This window comes from Oryzihumus leptocrescens (assembly GCF_006716205.1).
GTDB lineage: Bacteria > Actinomycetota > Actinomycetes > Actinomycetales > Dermatophilaceae > Oryzihumus > Oryzihumus leptocrescens.
Genome location: NZ_VFOQ01000002.1, coordinates 12,757 through 29,801, shown reverse-complemented (window position 1 = coordinate 29,801; position 17,045 = coordinate 12,757). Strand labels below are relative to the sequence as shown.

16 protein-coding genes and 1 tRNA gene are annotated in these 17,045 nt (G+C 72.8%); 11 read left to right on the top strand and 6 right to left on the bottom strand.

The window, feature by feature from the left end:
* Positions 1–228: 228 nt before the first annotated feature.
* The 3 genes from FB474_RS17145 to FB474_RS17135 all read left to right on the top strand — a co-directional run bounded on the left by FB474_RS17145 (position 229) and on the right by FB474_RS17135 (position 3,488).
* On the top strand, positions 229–1,551 hold the full coding sequence (locus FB474_RS17145) for a ferredoxin reductase family protein (RefSeq protein ID WP_141790094.1): 1,323 nt from the start codon (positions 229–231) through the stop codon (positions 1,549–1,551).
* Between the two features lie 576 nt (positions 1,552–2,127).
* A complete protein-coding gene (locus FB474_RS17140; protein WP_141790093.1) occupies positions 2,128–2,502 on the top strand; it encodes a hypothetical protein in 375 nt (124 codons plus the stop codon).
* A 44-nt stretch (positions 2,503–2,546) separates the two neighbouring features.
* Entirely contained in the window at positions 2,547–3,488 is a 942-nt protein-coding gene (locus FB474_RS17135) for an alpha/beta fold hydrolase (protein WP_221632655.1), read from the top strand.
* 30 nt (positions 3,489–3,518) lie between these two features.
* Here FB474_RS17135 and FB474_RS17130 read toward each other — a convergent pair whose 3' ends face one another.
* A complete protein-coding gene (locus FB474_RS17130; protein WP_141790092.1) occupies positions 3,519–4,580 on the bottom strand; it encodes a universal stress protein in 1,062 nt (353 codons plus the stop codon).
* A gap of 164 nt (positions 4,581–4,744) precedes the next feature.
* Positions 4,745–4,831 (bottom strand) — tRNA-Leu (locus FB474_RS17125).
* Between the two features lie 159 nt (positions 4,832–4,990).
* Here FB474_RS17125 and FB474_RS17120 point away from each other — a divergent pair.
* Genes FB474_RS17120 through FB474_RS17085 form a run of 8 tightly spaced genes read left to right on the top strand, consistent with a single transcriptional unit; the run spans position 4,991 to position 14,609 of the window.
* Positions 4,991–5,746: an FHA domain-containing protein gene (locus FB474_RS17120; protein ID WP_141790091.1), complete on the top strand. Its 756-nt coding sequence runs from the start codon at positions 4,991–4,993 to the stop codon at positions 5,744–5,746.
* Positions 5,747–5,756: 10 nt separating this feature from the next.
* Positions 5,757–6,263 carry an FHA domain-containing protein FhaB/FipA gene (locus FB474_RS17115; RefSeq protein ID WP_141790090.1) on the top strand — a complete coding sequence of 169 codons (507 nt, stop codon included), beginning with the start codon at positions 5,757–5,759 and terminating at the stop codon, positions 6,261–6,263.
* Positions 6,264–6,268: 5 nt separating this feature from the next.
* Complete coding sequence (locus tag FB474_RS17110) at positions 6,269–7,543, top strand: PP2C family protein-serine/threonine phosphatase (RefSeq protein WP_141790089.1); 1,275 nt, start codon at positions 6,269–6,271, stop codon at positions 7,541–7,543.
* A complete protein-coding gene (locus FB474_RS17105; protein ID WP_141790088.1) occupies positions 7,543–8,922 on the top strand; it encodes an FtsW/RodA/SpoVE family cell cycle protein in 1,380 nt (459 codons plus the stop codon). Before FB474_RS17110 ends, FB474_RS17105 begins: the two co-directional genes overlap by 1 nt.
* Positions 8,919–10,394 (top strand): peptidoglycan D,D-transpeptidase FtsI family protein, encoded by a 1,476-nt coding sequence (locus FB474_RS17100; RefSeq protein WP_141790087.1) that lies wholly within the window; start codon positions 8,919–8,921, stop codon positions 10,392–10,394. The genes FB474_RS17105 and FB474_RS17100 overlap by 4 nt, the downstream gene beginning before the upstream one ends.
* Complete coding sequence (locus FB474_RS21010; protein WP_221632654.1) at positions 10,391–11,767, top strand: protein kinase domain-containing protein; 1,377 nt, start codon at positions 10,391–10,393, stop codon at positions 11,765–11,767. The genes FB474_RS17100 and FB474_RS21010 overlap by 4 nt, the downstream gene beginning before the upstream one ends.
* A complete protein-coding gene (gene pknB, locus FB474_RS17090; RefSeq protein WP_141790086.1) occupies positions 11,764–13,647 on the top strand; it encodes a Stk1 family PASTA domain-containing Ser/Thr kinase in 1,884 nt (627 codons plus the stop codon). Before FB474_RS21010 ends, pknB begins: the two co-directional genes overlap by 4 nt.
* Complete coding sequence (locus tag FB474_RS17085) at positions 13,644–14,609, top strand: aminoglycoside phosphotransferase family protein (protein WP_141790085.1); 966 nt, start codon at positions 13,644–13,646, stop codon at positions 14,607–14,609. Before pknB ends, FB474_RS17085 begins: the two co-directional genes overlap by 4 nt.
* A 6-nt stretch (positions 14,610–14,615) precedes the next feature.
* On the opposite strand, the gene FB474_RS17080 is transcribed toward FB474_RS17085, so the two are convergent.
* The 4 genes from FB474_RS17080 to FB474_RS17065 are packed head-to-tail and all read right to left on the bottom strand — an operon-like array spanning position 14,616 to position 16,965.
* Complete coding sequence (locus FB474_RS17080; protein WP_141790084.1) at positions 14,616–15,269, bottom strand: aminodeoxychorismate/anthranilate synthase component II; 654 nt, start codon at positions 15,267–15,269, stop codon at positions 14,616–14,618.
* A gap of 8 nt (positions 15,270–15,277) precedes the next feature.
* Complete coding sequence (locus tag FB474_RS17075; RefSeq protein ID WP_141790083.1) at positions 15,278–15,463, bottom strand: hypothetical protein; 186 nt, start codon at positions 15,461–15,463, stop codon at positions 15,278–15,280.
* A 3-nt stretch (positions 15,464–15,466) separates the two neighbouring features.
* On the bottom strand, positions 15,467–16,219 hold the full coding sequence (locus tag FB474_RS17070; protein WP_246092585.1) for a class E sortase: 753 nt from the start codon (positions 16,217–16,219) through the stop codon (positions 15,467–15,469).
* Entirely contained in the window at positions 16,216–16,965 is a 750-nt protein-coding gene (locus tag FB474_RS17065; protein ID WP_141790082.1) for a DUF881 domain-containing protein, read from the bottom strand. Before FB474_RS17065 ends, FB474_RS17070 begins: the two co-directional genes overlap by 4 nt.
* Between the last annotated feature and the right edge of the window lie 80 nt (positions 16,966–17,045).

Genomic DNA, 17,045 nt, shown 5'->3' with positions numbered 1-17,045 from the left:
CGACAGACGCGCACCCGCTCGTGTCGTGGGACGAGCCTGTGGTGCGACGGCGCCTCCACGCGACGGACTCCGCTGGCCCCGCGAGTGCGCAGGTCAGGGGCAGTTCAGGACCTTCGGGATCTTGTCGGGGGGACGTGCTCGCGAGTAACATGCGGGCCTTGTCGTCGGTGTCCTCATAGGCCTCCGGCGGGGCAGGGGAGCAGGTGTCCCCGACCCCTTGGATGACGAGTGGCACGAAGGCTGATCCGCCCCACGGCGGCGATCCTCTACCTCGCCGTGGTGCTCGTCCCCCTCGGCCTGGCTCTCCGGAGCGGCCCGCCGAGGGCCGCCAACCCGGCATACGAGGTCTCCGTGGCCTCGGGCCTGGTCGCCCTGTCGCTGCTCGCGGTCACCTTCATCCTGCCCAAGCGCCTCCGCAGCCTGTCCTCGGGGCTGGGCATCGACGTCGTCATGGGCGTGCACCGGCTCCTCGGCGTGTCGGCCCTGGGGTTCGCCCTGGTGCATGTCACGGGCGTCGTCCTCGGCGACCCGGCCGGACGGGCGGTGCTCGACCCGTTCCGCGGGCGCCCGGCGACACGGGCCGCGGTGGGCGGAGGCGCCGCCCTGCTCCTGCTCGTGCTCACCTCCCGATGGCGGGGGCGCTCCGCGGGGCGCGCCCACGAGGCGTGGCGTGCCCTGCACGTGCTGCTCGCCATGGCCGCCGTCGCGCTCTGCGGGCTGCACGTCTACCTGCTGCGCCACCTGGTCGCGCAGTCGGCGTTCGCGCGCTGGTTCACGTTCCTGCTCGCCCTGGTGCTCGCCGTCTGGCTCCGGCGGTGGGTGTGGCGACCGCTGCGCGCGCTCGTCCACCCCTACCTGGTGCAAGAGCTGCGTGCCGAGAGCCCCAGCGTGACGACGCTCGTGCTCGAGCCGTGGGGGCACCGCGGGCTGACCCGGTTCCGGCCCGGGCAGTTCGCGTGGGTACGCATCGGGCGCACGCCGCTGGGCTTCGACGAGCACCCGTTCACGATCTCGTCGCCGCCGCGGCGCAGCGGAGAGCTCGAGTTCACCGTGGAGAACCTCGGCGACTACGGCTCTGCCGCCCGGCGGGTGGCGCCGGGGACCCTGGTCTGGGTGGACGGTCCGCACGGCGCCTTCACGCCCGAGCCGCGCCGGGCGCGCGGCCTGGTGCTGATCGCCGGCGGCGTCGGGATCACGCCGATCATGAGCACCCTGCGTGCACTCGCCGCCGAGGGGGACGAGCGCGAGCACGTGCTGTTCACCTGCGCCGACCGCATCGAGGAGCTGCTGTTCCGCGCCGAGATAGCCCACATCGCCTCTCGCCTCCGGCTGCGCGTCGTCGAGCTGCTCGAGAGCCCGCCGCCCGGCTGGTCCGGGGGCAGGGGCCGGCTCACCGAGCGCGTGCTGGCGGCGCACCTGCCCCGTCGCCGGGCCGACCTCGACTACTTCGTGAGCGGGCCGCCGGCCATGGTCGCCGGAGTCCACACAGCACTGCGGCGTCTGGGGATCCCCACGTCACACGTGCACACCGAACGCCTCGACCTCGTCTGAGGACGACGGCCCAACAGGAAGCCCTACCGAGAGGAACCGCCCGTGCGTCTGAGCCACAGGTCCTTCACCAGCACGTCCGTCATCGTCTTCGGGGCCGCTGTGGTGGCGTACGCGATCATCCGCATCGGCATGTATGTCGTGCCGCACCTTCACCTTCCAGGCTTCCCCGATCCGTCGTCGCACGGCATGGTCAAGAGCACGGCGCGCACGAGCCAGGCTCTGCCGCCGGTCTCGCGCCAGCTCCAGCGGTCGCCGGTCGGCCTGACGATGCCTGGCCCCGCCTCGCTGCCGGGACCCACGCCGCCGTCCGGTGCGGTGGGCGGCGTACCGCTGCCGGGACCCACGCCGCTCGGCGGAACCACCGGCGGTAGCGGGTCAGTCGGCACCGGTGGGTCCGCCGGTGGGGCGGGCCCGGCCGGAGGCGGAGGTGGCTCCTCTTCCGTCGGCGGCACCGGAACGGGTGGCTCGGGGCTCCCCTCGGTGTCGGGCACGCCGTCGGTTCCGTCTGCGCCGTCCCTCCCGTCGGTTCCGTCTGCGCCGTCCGTGCCGGCCGTCCCGACGCCGACACTGCCCAGCGTGACGCTTCCCCCGGCACCCACCCCGACCCTGCCGGGCGTGACCGTTCCCCCGGTCCCCACCTCGACGCTCCCGACCGTGACCGTTCCCCCGGTCCCTTCGCCGACGCTGACCGCGCCGCCGCTGCCCGGCGTGACGGCTCCCCCGGCACCCATCCCGACGCTCCCGACCGTGACCGTGTCCCCGGTCCCCACGCCGACCATCCCGGGCGTGACCGTTCCCCCGGCACCCACCCCGACCCTGCCGGGCGTGACGGCTCCCCCGGCACCCATCCCGACGCTCCCGACCGTGACCGTGTCCCCGGTCCCCACGCCGACCATCCCGGGCGTGACCGTTCCCCCGCTCCCCACCCCGACCCTGCCGCCGGCCCCCTGACCGCAGGTGTGGACACGGTCGGTGGGCTGTCGGATCCTTGGTAGGTGACCCGGCCGGAGGCCAAGATGCGGACCGCAGCGGTGAGCCTGCACGGCCACCGGATCAGTTATCGCGAGGCCGGCGACCCGCGACTACCGGTGCTGCTGCTGGTTCACGGGATCACGAGCAGCAGCGCGACGTGGGAGCCGGTCATCCCGGGCCTGGCCGAGCACGCGCATGTCATCGCCCCCGACCTGCTCGGCCACGGCGAGTCCGACAAGCCGGCGACCGACTACTCCCTCGGTGCCCTGGCCAGCCTGGTCCGGGACCTGCTCCTGCGGCTGGGTCACGACCGGGCCTCGGTGGTCGGGCACTCGCTCGGGGGTGGCGTGGCGATGCAGTTCGCCTACCAGTACTACGAGCACTGTGACCGGATGGTGCTGGTATCCAGTGGTGGCCTCGGGCGGGAGGTCAGCCTCGCCCTCCGGGCCGCCACCCTGCCTGGGGCGGAGCTGGTGCTCCCCGTGATCGCCCACCGGCGCGTGCCGACGCCGGCGTGGCCGTGTCCCCGGCTGCTGGAACGACTCCCCATCCGGCTCCAGCCCTCGATGGTCGAAGCTGCTCGCGGCTATGCCTCGCTGGCGGACCTTCCCGCCCGGTCAGCCTTCGTGCACACCCTGAGGAGCGTGGTGGGTCCGGGCGGGCAGCGGGTCAGCGCCACCGACCGTCTGTATCTCGCGCAGGGGCGTCCGACGCTGATCGTGTGGGGTGCGGGGGACACGCTCATCCCCGTCGCCCACGCCCGGGCAGCCCACGCCGCGCTGGCCGGGAGCACGCTCGAGGTCTTCGAGAAGTCCGGCCACTTCCCGCACCAGGACGAGCCGGCCCGCTTCGTCCGGACGGTGGTGGACTTCCTGCAGACCACCCAGACCTCCCCGCTCGACCGCGCCGCGCTGCGCGCGCTGCTGACCGCGGGGGAGGCCGGGGACCAGCGCCCTTCGCGGTGATCGTCCCGGTGATCGTGCCGCCGTGCCGGCTCAGGACGGTGAGGACGACTGTCGTCCGGTGACCGACGCGCGCTCTTCGGCGATCGTCGCCTCACGGACCCGGGCGGAACGGTCCTCGGGCGTGGAGGCCGCGACCACGACCGGGCACGGGGCGCGGTCGACGATCTCCCTGGCTACAGAAGGCTGCAGGACGTCGCTGAGGATGCCGCGGCCCGAGGAGCCGATGACGAGCAGGTCGGCCCCGGTCGCCGCCTCGACGAGAGCACCGACGGGGTCCGCGTAGGTGATCGTGTAGTCGACGGGCACGTCGCGTTCGGCGTCACCGGTCAGGACCTCGGTGCGGAGGTAGTCCAGCAGCTGTTCCGGCGGGGTCATCCGCTCTGTGGCCGGTGCGCCCGAGGCGGGGTGGACGAGGAGGAACTTCTGCTCCGCCGGGGCCGCGTGCAGCACCTCCAGCCGCCAGTCCTGTCGGGTCTGTCGTCTGCGCAGCGACACCTCTCGCGCCGCCCATCGCAGGGCATCGCGGGCCGTCTGGCTGTCATCCACCCCGACCACGACCCGGGCGTGGGCCGGCGGTTCCTGGTACTGCCCCTGGCGCACGAAGGCGACCGGACACGTGGCGAACGCGGCCGCACGGTGGGACACCGAGGTCACGAGCTGCGCGAAATGGTGGGTGGAGTGCGCGCCCACGACCAGCACGGCCGCGCCGTGGGAGGCGGCCACCAGGGCCTCGGGGGCCCGCGAGCGGGCATGCAGGTACTCGACCTCGACCACCGGAGGACCGGCAGGAGCGCGATCCTCCGCGGTGGGAGGGAGGTGCACCTGCTGGTAGACCTCGTCCAGCATCGCGCGCACGACTGCCTCCGCCTGCGCCTCCTCCGCTTCGGAGGCGTGGACGACGTGCAGGTGCGAGGAGTGCCACATTGCCTCTCGCGCCGCCCACCGCAGGGCCTCCCTGGAGCGGGCGGTGTCGTCCACCCCGACGACGACCCGGTCCGGCGCCCCGCACAGCCGCGTGTGCTCGTGCTCAGGCAGCACCAGGGCGGAGGGCGTTCCTGCCTTCGGGTCCTGCCGGGTCTCGTCCGTGTCCATGACGCACCTCCCGAGCCGGCGGCCCGGTCCGGGCCACCGCTCTCCCAGCCTCACGTGGTGCTGCGCTGTGGCAGAAGGGGCCTTCGCCCCCTCCACGGACCGCGACTCCAGAACAAGGGTGCGGACACGACGAAGGGGCCGCCTCTCGGCGACCCCTTCGAGTCTGGTGCGCGAGGGGGGAGTTGAACCCCCACGCCCTTTCGGGCACACGGACCTGAACCGTGCGCGTCTGCCTATTCCGCCACTCGCGCGCGCTTGCCTAGTGTGTCGGAGAGACCGCCGAAATCCCAAATCGGGACGTTCTGGCGGGGCCTCTCCCGGGCTCCAGGAAGCGGCTCAGGCTAGCACGCGACCGGCATACTCAACCGCGACGGCTACGATCGGGAGGCCAACCCCGAGGAGGAGTTCACGTGGGACTGTTCGATCGAGTCGAGCAGCGTCTCGAGCGCGCGGTCAACGGCGCTTTTGCCCGAGCCTTCAAGTCCGAGGTGCAGCCGGTCGAGATCGCTGCGGCGATCCGGCGCGCCATGGACGACAAGGGCGCTGTGCTGGGCCATGGGCGCACGTTCGTGCCGAACATCTACACCGTCGAGCTCAGCCCGGCCGACCACGAGCGGCTGAGCAGCTTCTCCGATGCGTTGTCCGACGAGCTCGTCGCCTCGGCGCAGGAGCACGCGGACTCCCAGCACTACACGCCCGGCGGCCCGATCCAGGTGCACTTCAGCGCCCACGACGACCTCGAGACCGGGGTCTTCCGGCTGCGCACCTCGACCGCGAAGGCCCGGCCCCGCCCGGCGCCCGCTGCCCCGGCCGCCGCGACCGAGCACCAGCCCGCCGCCGCCCCCGCGCCGGCCCCCCGGGCCAACCCCAACGACCGCCCATGGCTGGAGGTCGACGGCGACCGCTACCCGCTGATGGGCGCCATCACGGTCCTGGGTCGCGACGACTCCGCCGACGTGGTCCTGGACGACCCCGGCATCTCGCGCAAGCACAGCGAGATCCGCGTGACGAGCGACGGGCCCCACCTGGTGACGAGCATCCGCGACCTCGGCTCGACCAACGGCACCTTCGTCGACGGGGACCGCATCACCAGCCACCGACTGGAGGAGGGCGACCGGATCACGGTCGGCCGCACCACCATCACCTTCCACGCGGGCCGGCGGTGAGGGGCCGGCGATGAGCGAGCTCACCCTCACCGTGGTCCGCCTCGGTCTCCTGGTCCTGCTCTGGGTCTTCGTCTTCAGCATCGTCGGCGTGCTGCGGGGTGACCTCTACGGCACCCGCGTGCTCAGCCGCGGCAAGGCACCGGTCAAGCCCAAGGCCCGCCCCAACCGGCAGCCGCCCGCCCCCGCCGAGGCGCCCAGCCGCGCCTCGCGTGCCGCGGCCCGCAAGGTCCCGGCTACCCTCGCGGTCACGGAAGGACCGCTGGCCGGGACGACGTTGAACCTCAAGGACTCCGGTGTGCTCATCGGGCGCAACCCCGAGTGCACCCTCGTCCTCGACGACGACTTCGCCTCCGGCCGCCACGCCCGGGTCTACCGGGACGGCGACGGCTGGTACGTCGAGGACCTCGGCTCCACCAACGGCACCTTCCTCGGCGCCAACCGGCTCAGCACCCCCACGCCGGTGGCAGTCGGCACGACCCTGCGGATCGGCAAGACGGTCCTCGAGTTGCGAAAGTAGGTCCGATGGCCATCGCCCTGCGGTACGCCGCGCGTTCGGACGTCGGGCTCGTCCGCTCCGTCAACCAGGACTCCGGGTATGCCGGTCCCCACCTGCTCGTCCTCGCCGACGGCATGGGTGGCCATGCCGGCGGCGACGTCGCGTCCTCGATCACCATCGGGGAGCTGGTCGACCTCGACGGCGAGTCCCACGGCGGCGACGACGCCCTCGAGCTGCTCGCGACCCGCCTGCGGTCGGCGAACGAGGCGCTGGAGCGCAACGTGCACGAGCACCCCGAGCTGCGGGGCATGGGCACCACCGTCATCGCCCTGCTGCGCACCGGCAACAAGCTGGCCCTGGCGCACATCGGCGACTCGCGGGCGTTCCTGCTGCGCGAGGGCACGCTGACCCAGATCACCAAGGACCACTCCTTCGTCCAGAGCCTGGTCGACGAGGGCCGGATCTCCGCCGAGGAGGCGGAGCACCACCCGCAGCGCTCGATCGTCACCCGGGTGCTGACCGGCCAGCCCGACGACGAGCCGGACCTGTCGCTGCGCGAGGCCCGCCCGGGCGACCGCTACATGATCTGCTCCGACGGCCTGTCCGACTTCGTCGCGCGCGACACCATCGCCGAGGTCATGGCCTCCGGCACGGACGCCGACCACACCGCCGACCGGCTCGTCGAGCTCGCCCTCAAGGCCGGCGCCCCCGACAACGTCACCGTGATCATCGGCGACGTCGTCGACCTCGACCGGGCCGAGGCTCCCTCCACCGTCCCGCAGGTCGTCGGGGCCGCCGCCGAGCGGCAGGCCGCCGGCACCCGCCCCCTGCCGCAGACCCCCGCCGCCAAGGCCGCCGCCCTGTCGCGCACCGCGGCCGGCGAGGACGAGGACGCCGAGGAGGAGGGCTCGGTCACCCTGGCCGAGGAGGGGCCCAAAGGAGCCCGGAAGTGGCTCCGGCGCGGTGGGCTGATGCTGCTGATCCTGGCCGTGGTGCTCGGTGGCGGCTACGCGGCATACGACTGGTCGCAGCGGCAGTACTTCGTCGGTGAGGCCGGCGGCTTCGTGGCGATCTACCGCGGGGTGTCCCAGAACATCGGCCCGGTCAAGCTCTCCCACGTCGAGACCGCGACCGACGTCGACATCAACAACCTGCCCGACTTCTACCGCAGCAAGGTCAACGCCACGTTCAACGCCGAGAGCCTGACCGCCGCGCGCAAGATCGTCGACGACCTGCGTTCCGAGGCGGTCAGCTGCGAGGCCCTGAAGGCCAAGGGCCAGAGCTGCGGCGCCGCGTCCTGATGTCCACGGTCACCTCGCTCGTCCCCCGGACACGACGCAACGTCGAGCTGGGCCTGCTGCTGCTGGCCATCGGCATCGTCATGCTGGCCTACCTCAACGTGGGCCTGGCGGTGCAGGGCACGTTCCCGCCGGACCTGCTCGGCTACGGCCTGGGCTTCCTGGTCCTCGGCGGCGGCTTCCACCTCGTGCTGCGCTGGCGCGCGCCCTACGCCGACCCCCTGCTGCTGCCGATCGGCACGCTGCTCAACGGCCTGGGCCTGGTGATGATCCACCGCCTCGACCTGGCCCACCAGCGCACCGGCGGGGGCATGGCGTTCAAGCAGCTCACCTGGAGCGCGCTGGGGGTGATCATCGCGATCGCCGTCATCATCGCGCTGCGCGACCACCGCCAGCTGCGCCGGTTCACGTTCATCGCGATGGCGACCAGCATCGGGCTGCTCCTCCTGCCGCTGGTGCCGGGCCTGGGTCGCAACATCAACGGCAACCGGATCTGGATCGGCCTGGGGCCGTTCAGCTTCCAGCCCGGTGAGATCGCCAAGATCACCCTGACCGTCTTCTTCGCCGGCTACCTCGTGCAGACCCGGGACGTGCTCTCCCTGGTCGGCAAGCGCTTCCTCGGCATCGCCTTCCCGCGCCCGCGCGACCTCGGGCCGATCCTCATCGCCTGGCTGGTCAGCGTGCTCGTGCTGGTCTTCGAGCGCGACCTCGGCTCCTCGTTGCTGTTCTTCGGCCTGTTCGTGGCGATGATCTACGTCGCGACCGAGCGGCGGTCGTGGGTCGCCATCGGCCTGACGCTGTTCTGCTTCGGCGCCTACGCCGCCTACCTCATGTTCGGCCACCTCCAGCAGCGCGTGCTGCTGTGGCTGCACCCGTTCTCCCAGCAGGCGCTGCAGGTCAGCGACCAGCTCGTCCTGGGCCTGATGGGTATGGCGAGCGGCGGGCTCCTCGGGACCGGCCTGGGTCGCGGCCACCCCAACTTCACCTACTTCGCCGAGAGCGACTTCATCTACCCCAGCATGGGTGAGGAGCTGGGCCTGTTCGGGCTGTTCGCGCTCCTCATGCTCTACGTGCTCATCGTCGAGCGCGGCCTGCGGACGGCGCTCGGCGTGCGCGACGGCTTCGGCAAGCTGCTCGCCACGGGCCTGTCCTTCTCGATGGCGCTGCAGGTCTTCGTCGTCGTCGGTGGCGTCACCCGGGTCATCCCGCTGACCGGCCTGACCCTGCCGTTCCTGTCCTACGGAGGCTCCTCGCTGCTGGCCAACTGGGCCCTGCTGGCGTTGCTGCTGCGGATCAGCGACCAGGCCCGCCGGCCGGTGGCCGAGACCGCGGTGGCGTCCTCGGCCTCCTCCGCGGCGACCGAAGTGGTGAAGCTGCCGTGAACGCCCCCATCCGCCGGCTGTCGTTCATCGTGGCGGCGCTGTTCGCCTCGCTGCTCATCGCGACGACCTGGATCCAGTTCGTCCAGGCCAAGGACCTGCAGGACCGGCCCAACAACCGGCGCACCCTGCTGGCCAGCTACGCGCGTGAGCGTGGCGCCATCCTCGTCGGGGGCTCCCCGGTTGCCCGGTCGGTGCCCTCCAAAGACCAGTTGAAGTGGCTGCGCACCTACCCCTCGGCGCGGCTGTACTCCCAGGTCACCGGCTACTACTCCTTCACCTACGGCGCCGGCGGCGGCCTCGAGGGCTCCGAGGACTCGCTGCTGTCCGGGCAGTCCGACAAGCTCTTCTACCGGCGCATCGTCGACATGGTCACCGGCAAGGTGCCCAGCGGCGCGAGCCTGGAGCTGACCATCGACCCGCGCGCCCAGAAGGCCGCGGACGAGGCCCTCGGTGACCAGCGCGGCGCCGTCGTCGCCCTCGACCCGTCCACCGGGGCCATCCTGGCCATGGTGAGCCACCCGCAGTACGACCCCAGCCCGTTGGCCAGCCACGACCTGAAGTCCGTGGCCAGTGCCTGGCAGCAGGTCAACAACGCCCCGGGCAACCCCGCCGTCAACCGGACGATCAACGGCGACCTCTACCCGCCGGGCTCCACCTTCAAGCTGGTGACCGCGGCGGCTGCGTTGTCCTCGGGGCAGTACACCGAGGACTCGGAGATCCCGGGGCCGGCGACGCTGAAGCTGCCCGACACCACCAACGCCAAGCTGCCCAACGACGACCGGCTGCCCTGCGGCCCCGGCGGCACCTCGACGCTGCTGGTGGCGCTCCAGCGCTCGTGCAACACCTCCTTCGGTGGCCTCGGCATCAAGCTGGGCGCCGACGCCCTGCGCGCCCAGGCCGCGAAGTTCGGCTTCGGTGACCAGCTCAGCGTGCCCATGCGGGTCACGCCGAGCACCGTGCCGGAGCAGATGAACCGCCCGCAGACCGCGCAGGCGGCCATCGGGCAGTACGACGTGCGCGTCACCCCGCTCCAGATGGCGATGGTGAGCGCGGCGATTGCCAACAAGGGCGTCGTCATGCGGCCCTACCTCGTCAAGGACGTGCGCAGTGCAGATCTCGATGTCATCGAGGAGACCTCTCCCGAACAGCTGTCCCAAGCGGTGAGCCCGGACGTCGCGGCGCGGTTGACGCGCATGATGGAGGCGGTCGTCCAGAACGGCACCGCCACCGCGGCCCAGATCCCCGGGGTCAGCGTGGCCGGCAAGACCGGCACGGCCGAGCACGGCTCCGCTGCGGATGGCACCCCGCTGCCGCCACACGCGTGGTTCACGGCGTTCGCCCCGGCCGACAACCCCCGCATCGCGGTGGCGGTCGTCGTCGAGGACGGCGGCCGGGCCGGCAACGAGGCCTTCGGCGGCAAGGTCGCCGCACCGATCGCCCGCCAGGTCATCGAGTCGGTGGTCAACCGATGAGCGCCGGCACCGGATCGGTCCTGGGCAACCGCTACACGCTGACCGAGCGGGTGGCCGGTGGCGGCATGGGCGAGGTCTGGGAGGCCACCGACGGCGTCCTCGGACGCACCGTCGCCATCAAGCTGCTCCGCGCCGGCTACGCCGACGACACCCAGTTCGTCGACCGGTTCCGGGCGGAGGCCCGCCACAGCGCAGCGCTCAGCCACCCCAACATCGCCACCGTGCACGACTACGGCGAGGAGGACGGCGAGTCCTACCTGGTCATGGAGCTCGTCCCCGGCGAGCCGCTGTCCCGGGTGATCACCGAGCGCGGCCCGCTCGGCCCCGAGGAGGCCGCCTCCGTGCTCGGCCAGGCCGCCGCGGCGCTGGAGATGGCGCACCAGAACGGCTTCGTCCACCGCGACGTCAAGCCGGCCAACATCATCGTCACCCCGGACGGGACGGCCAAGCTCACCGACTTCGGCATCGCCCGGGCCCTGCACGGGTCGGCGATCACCAAGACGGGCGAGGTCATGGGCACCGCCCAGTACATCTCGCCCGAGCAGGCGATGGGCGAGCCGGCCACCCCCTCCAGCGACATCTACGCGCTGGGCATCGTGGCCCACGAGATGCTCACCGGGAAGCGGCCGTTCGACGCCGAGACCCCGGTCGCCACCGCCCTGTCCCAGGTCAACGACCCGCCCCCGCCGCTGCCCGAGCAGGTCCCCGAGCAGCTGCGCGACCTGGTCGAGTCCTGCCTGGCCAAGGACCCGGCCGACCGCCCGGCCAGCGCCGCCGCGATCGCCGAGGAGCTCGGGGTGCCGGTCTCCGGCTCGATCGCGACGGCGGTCACGCCGCCCTCGGCGTTCGACCAGACGGCGGTCATGGCCACCACCGTGCGCCAGCAGGACCAGCACAGCGGACCGGCCACCCGCATCCACAGCGCCGCACCGGCTGCCGCCCGGTCGAGCGCCCTGACCGACCGGGTGCGCAAGCGTCCCGCGGTGTGGGGCCTGGCCGCGCTGGCGGTCATCGTGCTCGCGGTGTCGCTGAGCCGGTGCGGCTCCGGCCCGGCGAAGACCTCCACCACCCCGAAGCCGTCACCGACCGCCACCAGCCGGCCGGCCACGGTGCTCTCGGCCGCCGCCTACGTCGGACAGCCGGTCGACCAGGTCCGGCCCGCGCTGGAGAGCCTGGGCTACCAGGTCTCCACCCGTCCTCAGACCTCCGGTCAGCAGCCGGGCACCGTCCTGGCGATGAGCCCCACGGGGGCCGTCCCCGCCAAGGCGGTGATCATGCTCGTGGTGGCCCAAGCCGCACCCGCCGCCACCACCGCGCCCGCCGGACCCGACGCCGGCAACAACGACGGCCACAAGAAGAAGGGCAAGAAGTGAGTGCCACACCCCGGCTGCTCGGCGGCCGCTACGAGGTCGGAGAGCTGATCGGACGCGGCGGCATGGCCGAGGTCCACGCCGGCCACGACACCCGGCTCGGCCGGGCCGTGGCGATCAAGATGCTGCGCTCCGACCTGGCGCGTGACCACACCTTCCTGGCCCGCTTCCGCCGCGAGGCCCAGTCCGCGGCGGGCCTCAACCACGCCGCCATCGTGGCCGTCTACGACTCCGGCGAGGACCACACGGTCGACTACGCCGGGGCGAGCATGTCGGTGCCCTACATCGTCATGGAGCGGGTGACCGGCAAGACGCTGCGCCAGCTCCTCAACGACCAGGAGCACCAGGCGATGGACCCGGTGGTCGCGTGCCACCTGACCGAGGGCGTGCTCGCCGCGCTCGAGTACTCCCACCGCATGGGCATCGTCCACCGCGACATCAAGCCGGCCAACGTCATGGTCACCGAGCACGGTGACGTCAAGGTCATGGACTTCGGTATCGCCCGCGCGGTCGCCGACACGGCGGCCACGATGACCCAGACGCAGGCGGTCATCGGCACCGCGCAGTACCTCTCGCCCGAGCAGGCCCAGGGCCAGCAGGTGGACGCCCGCTCCGACCTGTACTCCACCGGCTGCCTCATCTACGAGCTGCTGACCGGCCGGGCGCCGTTCGTCGGCGACTCCCCGGTGGCCATCGCCTACCAGCACGTCGGCGAGACCCCCCAGCCCCCGTCGGTGCACAACCCCGAGGTCAGCCCCGAGCTGGACGCGGTGGTCCTGCACGCCCTGACCAAGGACCGCGAGGCGCGCTACCAGACCGCCTCGGAGTTCCGGGCCGACCTGGCCGCGACGCGGACGGGCCGCCCGATCAGCGCCGCCGCCCTGGGCACCGCCGCCGGCATGGCCGCCGGCGCCGCCGCCCTCGGTGGCGACTCCACCATGCTGATGGCCGGCGGTGAGCCCACCCAGGCGATGACCCGTCCCACCGCCGTGGCCGGCGCGGCCGCGGCCGGTGCCGCGGCAGCCGACTCCCGGCACGGCAACACCGCCGGCCTGCCGCCCATCGGCCACGACCCGGACGGCGAGCCGCGCAAGCGTCACGCCGGGGTCTACGCCCTGCTCATCGCGGCCGTGATCGCGGCGCTGGTGCTCGTCGCCTTCGCCGGCAAGTCGCTGTTCGGCGGCGACAAGCCGCTCGCCCAGAGCGTCAAGGTGCCGTCCGTGGTGACGCTGCCCCAGGCCACCGCCGTGGCACGGCTGGAGGCGATGGGCCTGAAGGCCCAGGTCAGCCAGGCCAACAACGACGCGGCCAAGGGGACCGTCTTCGACCAGAACCCGACCGCCGGCTCGCCGGTGGACAAGGGTTCCACCGTCGCGATCAGCGTCTCCAGCGGCCCCGGCCAGGTGCAGGTCCCCGACGTCACCGGCTTCACCGAGTCCTCCGCGAGGCGCACCATCGAGGACCGCGGCCTCAAGGTCGGCTCGGTGACCAAGGTGGACGACTCCTCGGTCGACGCCGGCAAGGTGATCAGCACCGACCCGTCCGGCGGCAGCAGCGTCGACTCGGGCAGCACCGTCAACCTCAAGGTGGCCAGCGGCCGGGTCAAGGTGCCCGACGTGCGCAACAAGACCCTGGGCGACGCCCAGCGGATCCTCAGCGACCTCGGGCTCCAGACCAAGACCGAGTTCCAGCCCAGCGACCAGCCCGAGGGCACCGTCCTGGACCAGAACCACGTCGGCGAGACGGTCGACGCAGGCACGACCATCAGGCTCGTGGTCTCCCAGGCCCAGCCCCAGACGAGCCAGCCGACGCAGTCACCCACCGACACGGCCACCGAGCCGCCGACGACGATCACGCTGCCGTCGGACACCAAGTCGAAGTGACCTCGGCCGCACCGCCCGACGTCTCCTCGTGGGTCGCCGGGCGGTGTGCCGAGGCCGGCCTCGGCACGCCGGGGGCCGGGGAGCTGGTCCATGACCGCCCCTGGTCGTCCGCGGCGGTCTTCCCGACCGGGGACGGCCGGGTCTGGTTCAAGGCCAACGGGGAGGGCACCCGGCAGGAGCCGGCCGTGGTCCGCACCCTGGAGCGAATCGCCCCCGGCCTGGCCCCGCAGGTCGTCGCGGTGGACGCCGACCGCGGCTGGTGGCTGACCCGCGACGCCGGCCCCACCTTGCGGTCCGTCCTGCCCGCCGGGGAGCAGTGGCCGGTCTGGGAGGCCCTCCTGCCCCGGTATGCCGCGGCGCAGCTGGAGCTCGCCGCCCACCGGGCGGAGCTGCTCGCCCTGGGGGTGCCGGAGCGCTCACCGGCGACCCTGCCCGAGCAGGCGGCAGACCTCGTGGAGGAGCTGGCCGCCACCGACCCCGCCCGCGGAGGTCTGACCCCGCGGCGGCGAGCCGCGCTGGAGGCCAGGCTCCCGGCATACGGGCAGTGGTGTGCCGAGCTGGCCGCGGACGGGCTGCCGTGGACCCTGCAGCACGACGACCTCCACGCAGCCAACGTGTGCTGGCAGGGCTCGGCCGCCACGGCCCGGGTCATCGACTGGGGCGACGCGAGCATCGGCCACCCGTTCGGCACCCTGCTGGCGACGCTGAACTCGCTGGCCCGCCATGGGCAGGCCACGCTGGAGGACGCGCGGGTGCTCCGCGTCCGGGATGCGCTGCTGGAGCCCTGGTCGGGACTGGCCGACCGGAGCACGCTGCTGCGCTCGGTCGAGCTGGCCCGCGCGACGGGACCGGTCACCCGGGCGCTGGCGTGGCGCGCCGCGCTGCGTGACGCGCCGGTCGAGGCGCAGGTGGAGTTCGACTTCCCGGTGCGCGGGTGGGTCGAGGAGATCCTGGCGGGCTGACCCGGGTCAGCCCGCGACGAGCCGGGCCACTGCCGCGGCGTCGTGGACCAGGGGGCTCAGGCCAGCGGAGCGCTCCACCGCATCGGTCATGCCGCAGGTCACCAGCCAGTTGGCGAGGAGGCGGTGGCCGCCCTCGGTCAGCACGCTCTCGGGGTGGAACTGCACGCCGTGCAGCGGCAGCGACGTGTGACGCACCGCCATGATGACGCCCGAGGCGGTGTGGGCGTTGGCGAGCAGCACCTCCGGCAGGGTCGGCGGCTCGATGGTCAGCGAGTGGTAGCGGGTCGCCGTGAACGGCGAGGGCAGGCCGGCCAGGACGCCGGTGCCGTCGTGCTGGACCGCGGAGGTCTTGCCGTGCAGCAGCTCCGGGGCGCGGCCCACGGTGGCGCCGAAGACGACGCCGAGGGCCTGGTGCCCCAGGCACACGCCCAGCATCGGCTGGGTCCGCCCGGCGCACGCCTCGATCATCGCCAGGGAGACCCCGGCCTCCTCCGGGGTGCCGGGGCCGGGGGAGACGAGGACGCCGTCGAACTCGGCCGCAGCGTCGGTGCTGATGGCGTCGTTGCGGACGACCTCGCACTCGGCGCCGAGCTGGCTGAGGTAGCCGACGATGGTGAAGACGAAGCTGTCGTAGTTGTCCACGACGAGGAGGCGGGTCATGCGGGGCCTTACGGTGTGGTGGTTCGGCTGGGGGAGCTGCTGGTGACCGTGTTGTCGTTGAACGGCAGGTGGTCGGCCACGGCGGGGAAGAGCCACAGGAAGCAGGCGGCGACGAACGCGAGCGTCAGCACCAGCGCCTGCAGCAGCTTGACCGGCCAGGGCCCGGGCAGGGCGCGCCACAGTGGTCCGTACACCGGTCAGGCCCCCTTCGTCGGGACGGTCAGCAGGGACGCGGGGATGCCCTGCGCGCGGGGGATCGTGCGCAACAGCGAGGCGAAGACGACGTAGCGCTGCGCCGCGCTGTAGCGCGGGTGGCACGCCGTCATGGTCATCATCGCCTGTGTCGGCTTGACGCCGGGCTGCTGCGGGACGGGCGCGACCACCTCGACGTGCTCCGGGGTGACGATGACGTGCCGCTGGACGGTGTAGACGACGTAGCTGGTGCGGGTCTCCACGATGACGACGTCGCCGGGGCGCAGCTTGTCGATGTCGCTGAACGGCTTGCCGTAGGTCGTGCGGTGGCCGGCGACGGCGAAGTTGCCGACCTGGCCGGGCATGGCCGTGCCCTCGTAGTGGCCGATGCCCTGGCTGAGGATGTCGTGGTCGGTGCCCTCGAGGACGGGCCGGGCGTAGGCGGAGCCGAGCCGGGGGATGCGCACGATCGCGAACGCCTTGCCGAAGGGCACCGCCGCGGGGGTGACCGTGCCCTCGTCGGCCGGGGCGTGGCCGAACTGGCGCTCGAGGGACTGGATCGTCTGGGCCTGCGCACGGTCGGCCGTGATGTCGGTCCACCACAGCTGCCAGCCGACGAAGAGCAGCACGACGACGCCGAGGGTGATGAGCAGCTCGCCGACCACCCCGATGATGCTGCTGGCCAGGCTCGGGCGCGGGCGCGGCGGCCGGCGGCGGACCTGCTCCAGGGCCCGCCGCTCCGCCCGGGTCAGGCTCACCGGGGCACGCTCGCGTGGGTCAGCGACGTGGTGCCGGTGTAGGCCGGGAACGTCGCCACCGCGCTCGTCTTCACGTCATAGCCGAGGCCGAGGACGTCGACGTACTGCTTGTAGATGCTCACCGTGGGGTTGGTGTCCAGGGACTGCTGCATGCCCTGCACGTCACCGATGGCCTTGATGACGTAGGGCGGGGAGTAGACGCGGCCCTGCAGGATCAGGGTGTTGCCGACGCAGCGCACCGCACTGGTGGAGATGACCCGCTGGTCCTGGAGCATCATCGCCTCGGCGCCGCCGGCCCACAGCGCGTTGACCACGCCCTGCACGTCCTGCTGGTGCACGACGATGTCATCGGCGGTGAAGCCCTGGGGCAGGCTCGCCGCGCTGCGCTTGGCGTCGTTGAGGGTCACGGTGATCGCGGGGCCGCGCACGGCCTCGGTGCCCGCGACGGGGGCGAGTGCTGCGCTGCGCTGCTGCAGCTGGTTGACGGCGCTGTTGCCGGGGGCGGACTGCTGGGTGAGCCGGTCGACCTGCTCGCGCAGGGATCGGACCGCCTCGGTGCGGGCCTGCACCACCCGGGTCTGGGCGCGGATGACGTCGGCGAGGTCGGTGCCGCTGGGGCGCAGGTCGGTGCCCTTGGCGGTCTGGGCGCTCGTGGCGAACAGCAACCCGGCCGCGACGCCGACGACGGGGACCAGCAGGGACCACCGGGAGGGCCGACGGGTCAGCCAGGGCGGCAGCGTGGCCATGTCCGGTCCCCTCCCTTCGCCTCTGCCGGGGTTCGCGCGCGCGTGTGCTCGTCTACGCTAAGGCACGAATCGTCCCCAAC

Excerpts from the sequence above, each read along its gene's own strand:
- FB474_RS17080 (WP_141790084.1), bottom strand. The coding sequence starts at position 15,269 with ATGACCCGCCTCCTCGTCGTGGACAACTACGACAGCTTCGTCTTCACC.
- FB474_RS17130 (WP_141790092.1), bottom strand. The coding sequence starts at position 4,580 with ATGGACACGGACGAGACCCGGCAGGACCCGAAGGCAGGAACGCCCTCC.
- FB474_RS21010 (WP_221632654.1), top strand. The coding sequence starts at position 10,391 with ATGAGCGCCGGCACCGGATCGGTCCTGGGCAACCGCTACACGCTGACC.
- FB474_RS17110 (WP_141790089.1), top strand. The coding sequence starts at position 6,269 with ATGGCCATCGCCCTGCGGTACGCCGCGCGTTCGGACGTCGGGCTCGTC.
- FB474_RS17065 (WP_141790082.1), bottom strand. The coding sequence starts at position 16,965 with ATGGCCACGCTGCCGCCCTGGCTGACCCGTCGGCCCTCCCGGTGGTCC.
- FB474_RS17105 (WP_141790088.1), top strand. The coding sequence starts at position 7,543 with ATGTCCACGGTCACCTCGCTCGTCCCCCGGACACGACGCAACGTCGAG.
- FB474_RS17115 (WP_141790090.1), top strand. The coding sequence starts at position 5,757 with ATGAGCGAGCTCACCCTCACCGTGGTCCGCCTCGGTCTCCTGGTCCTG.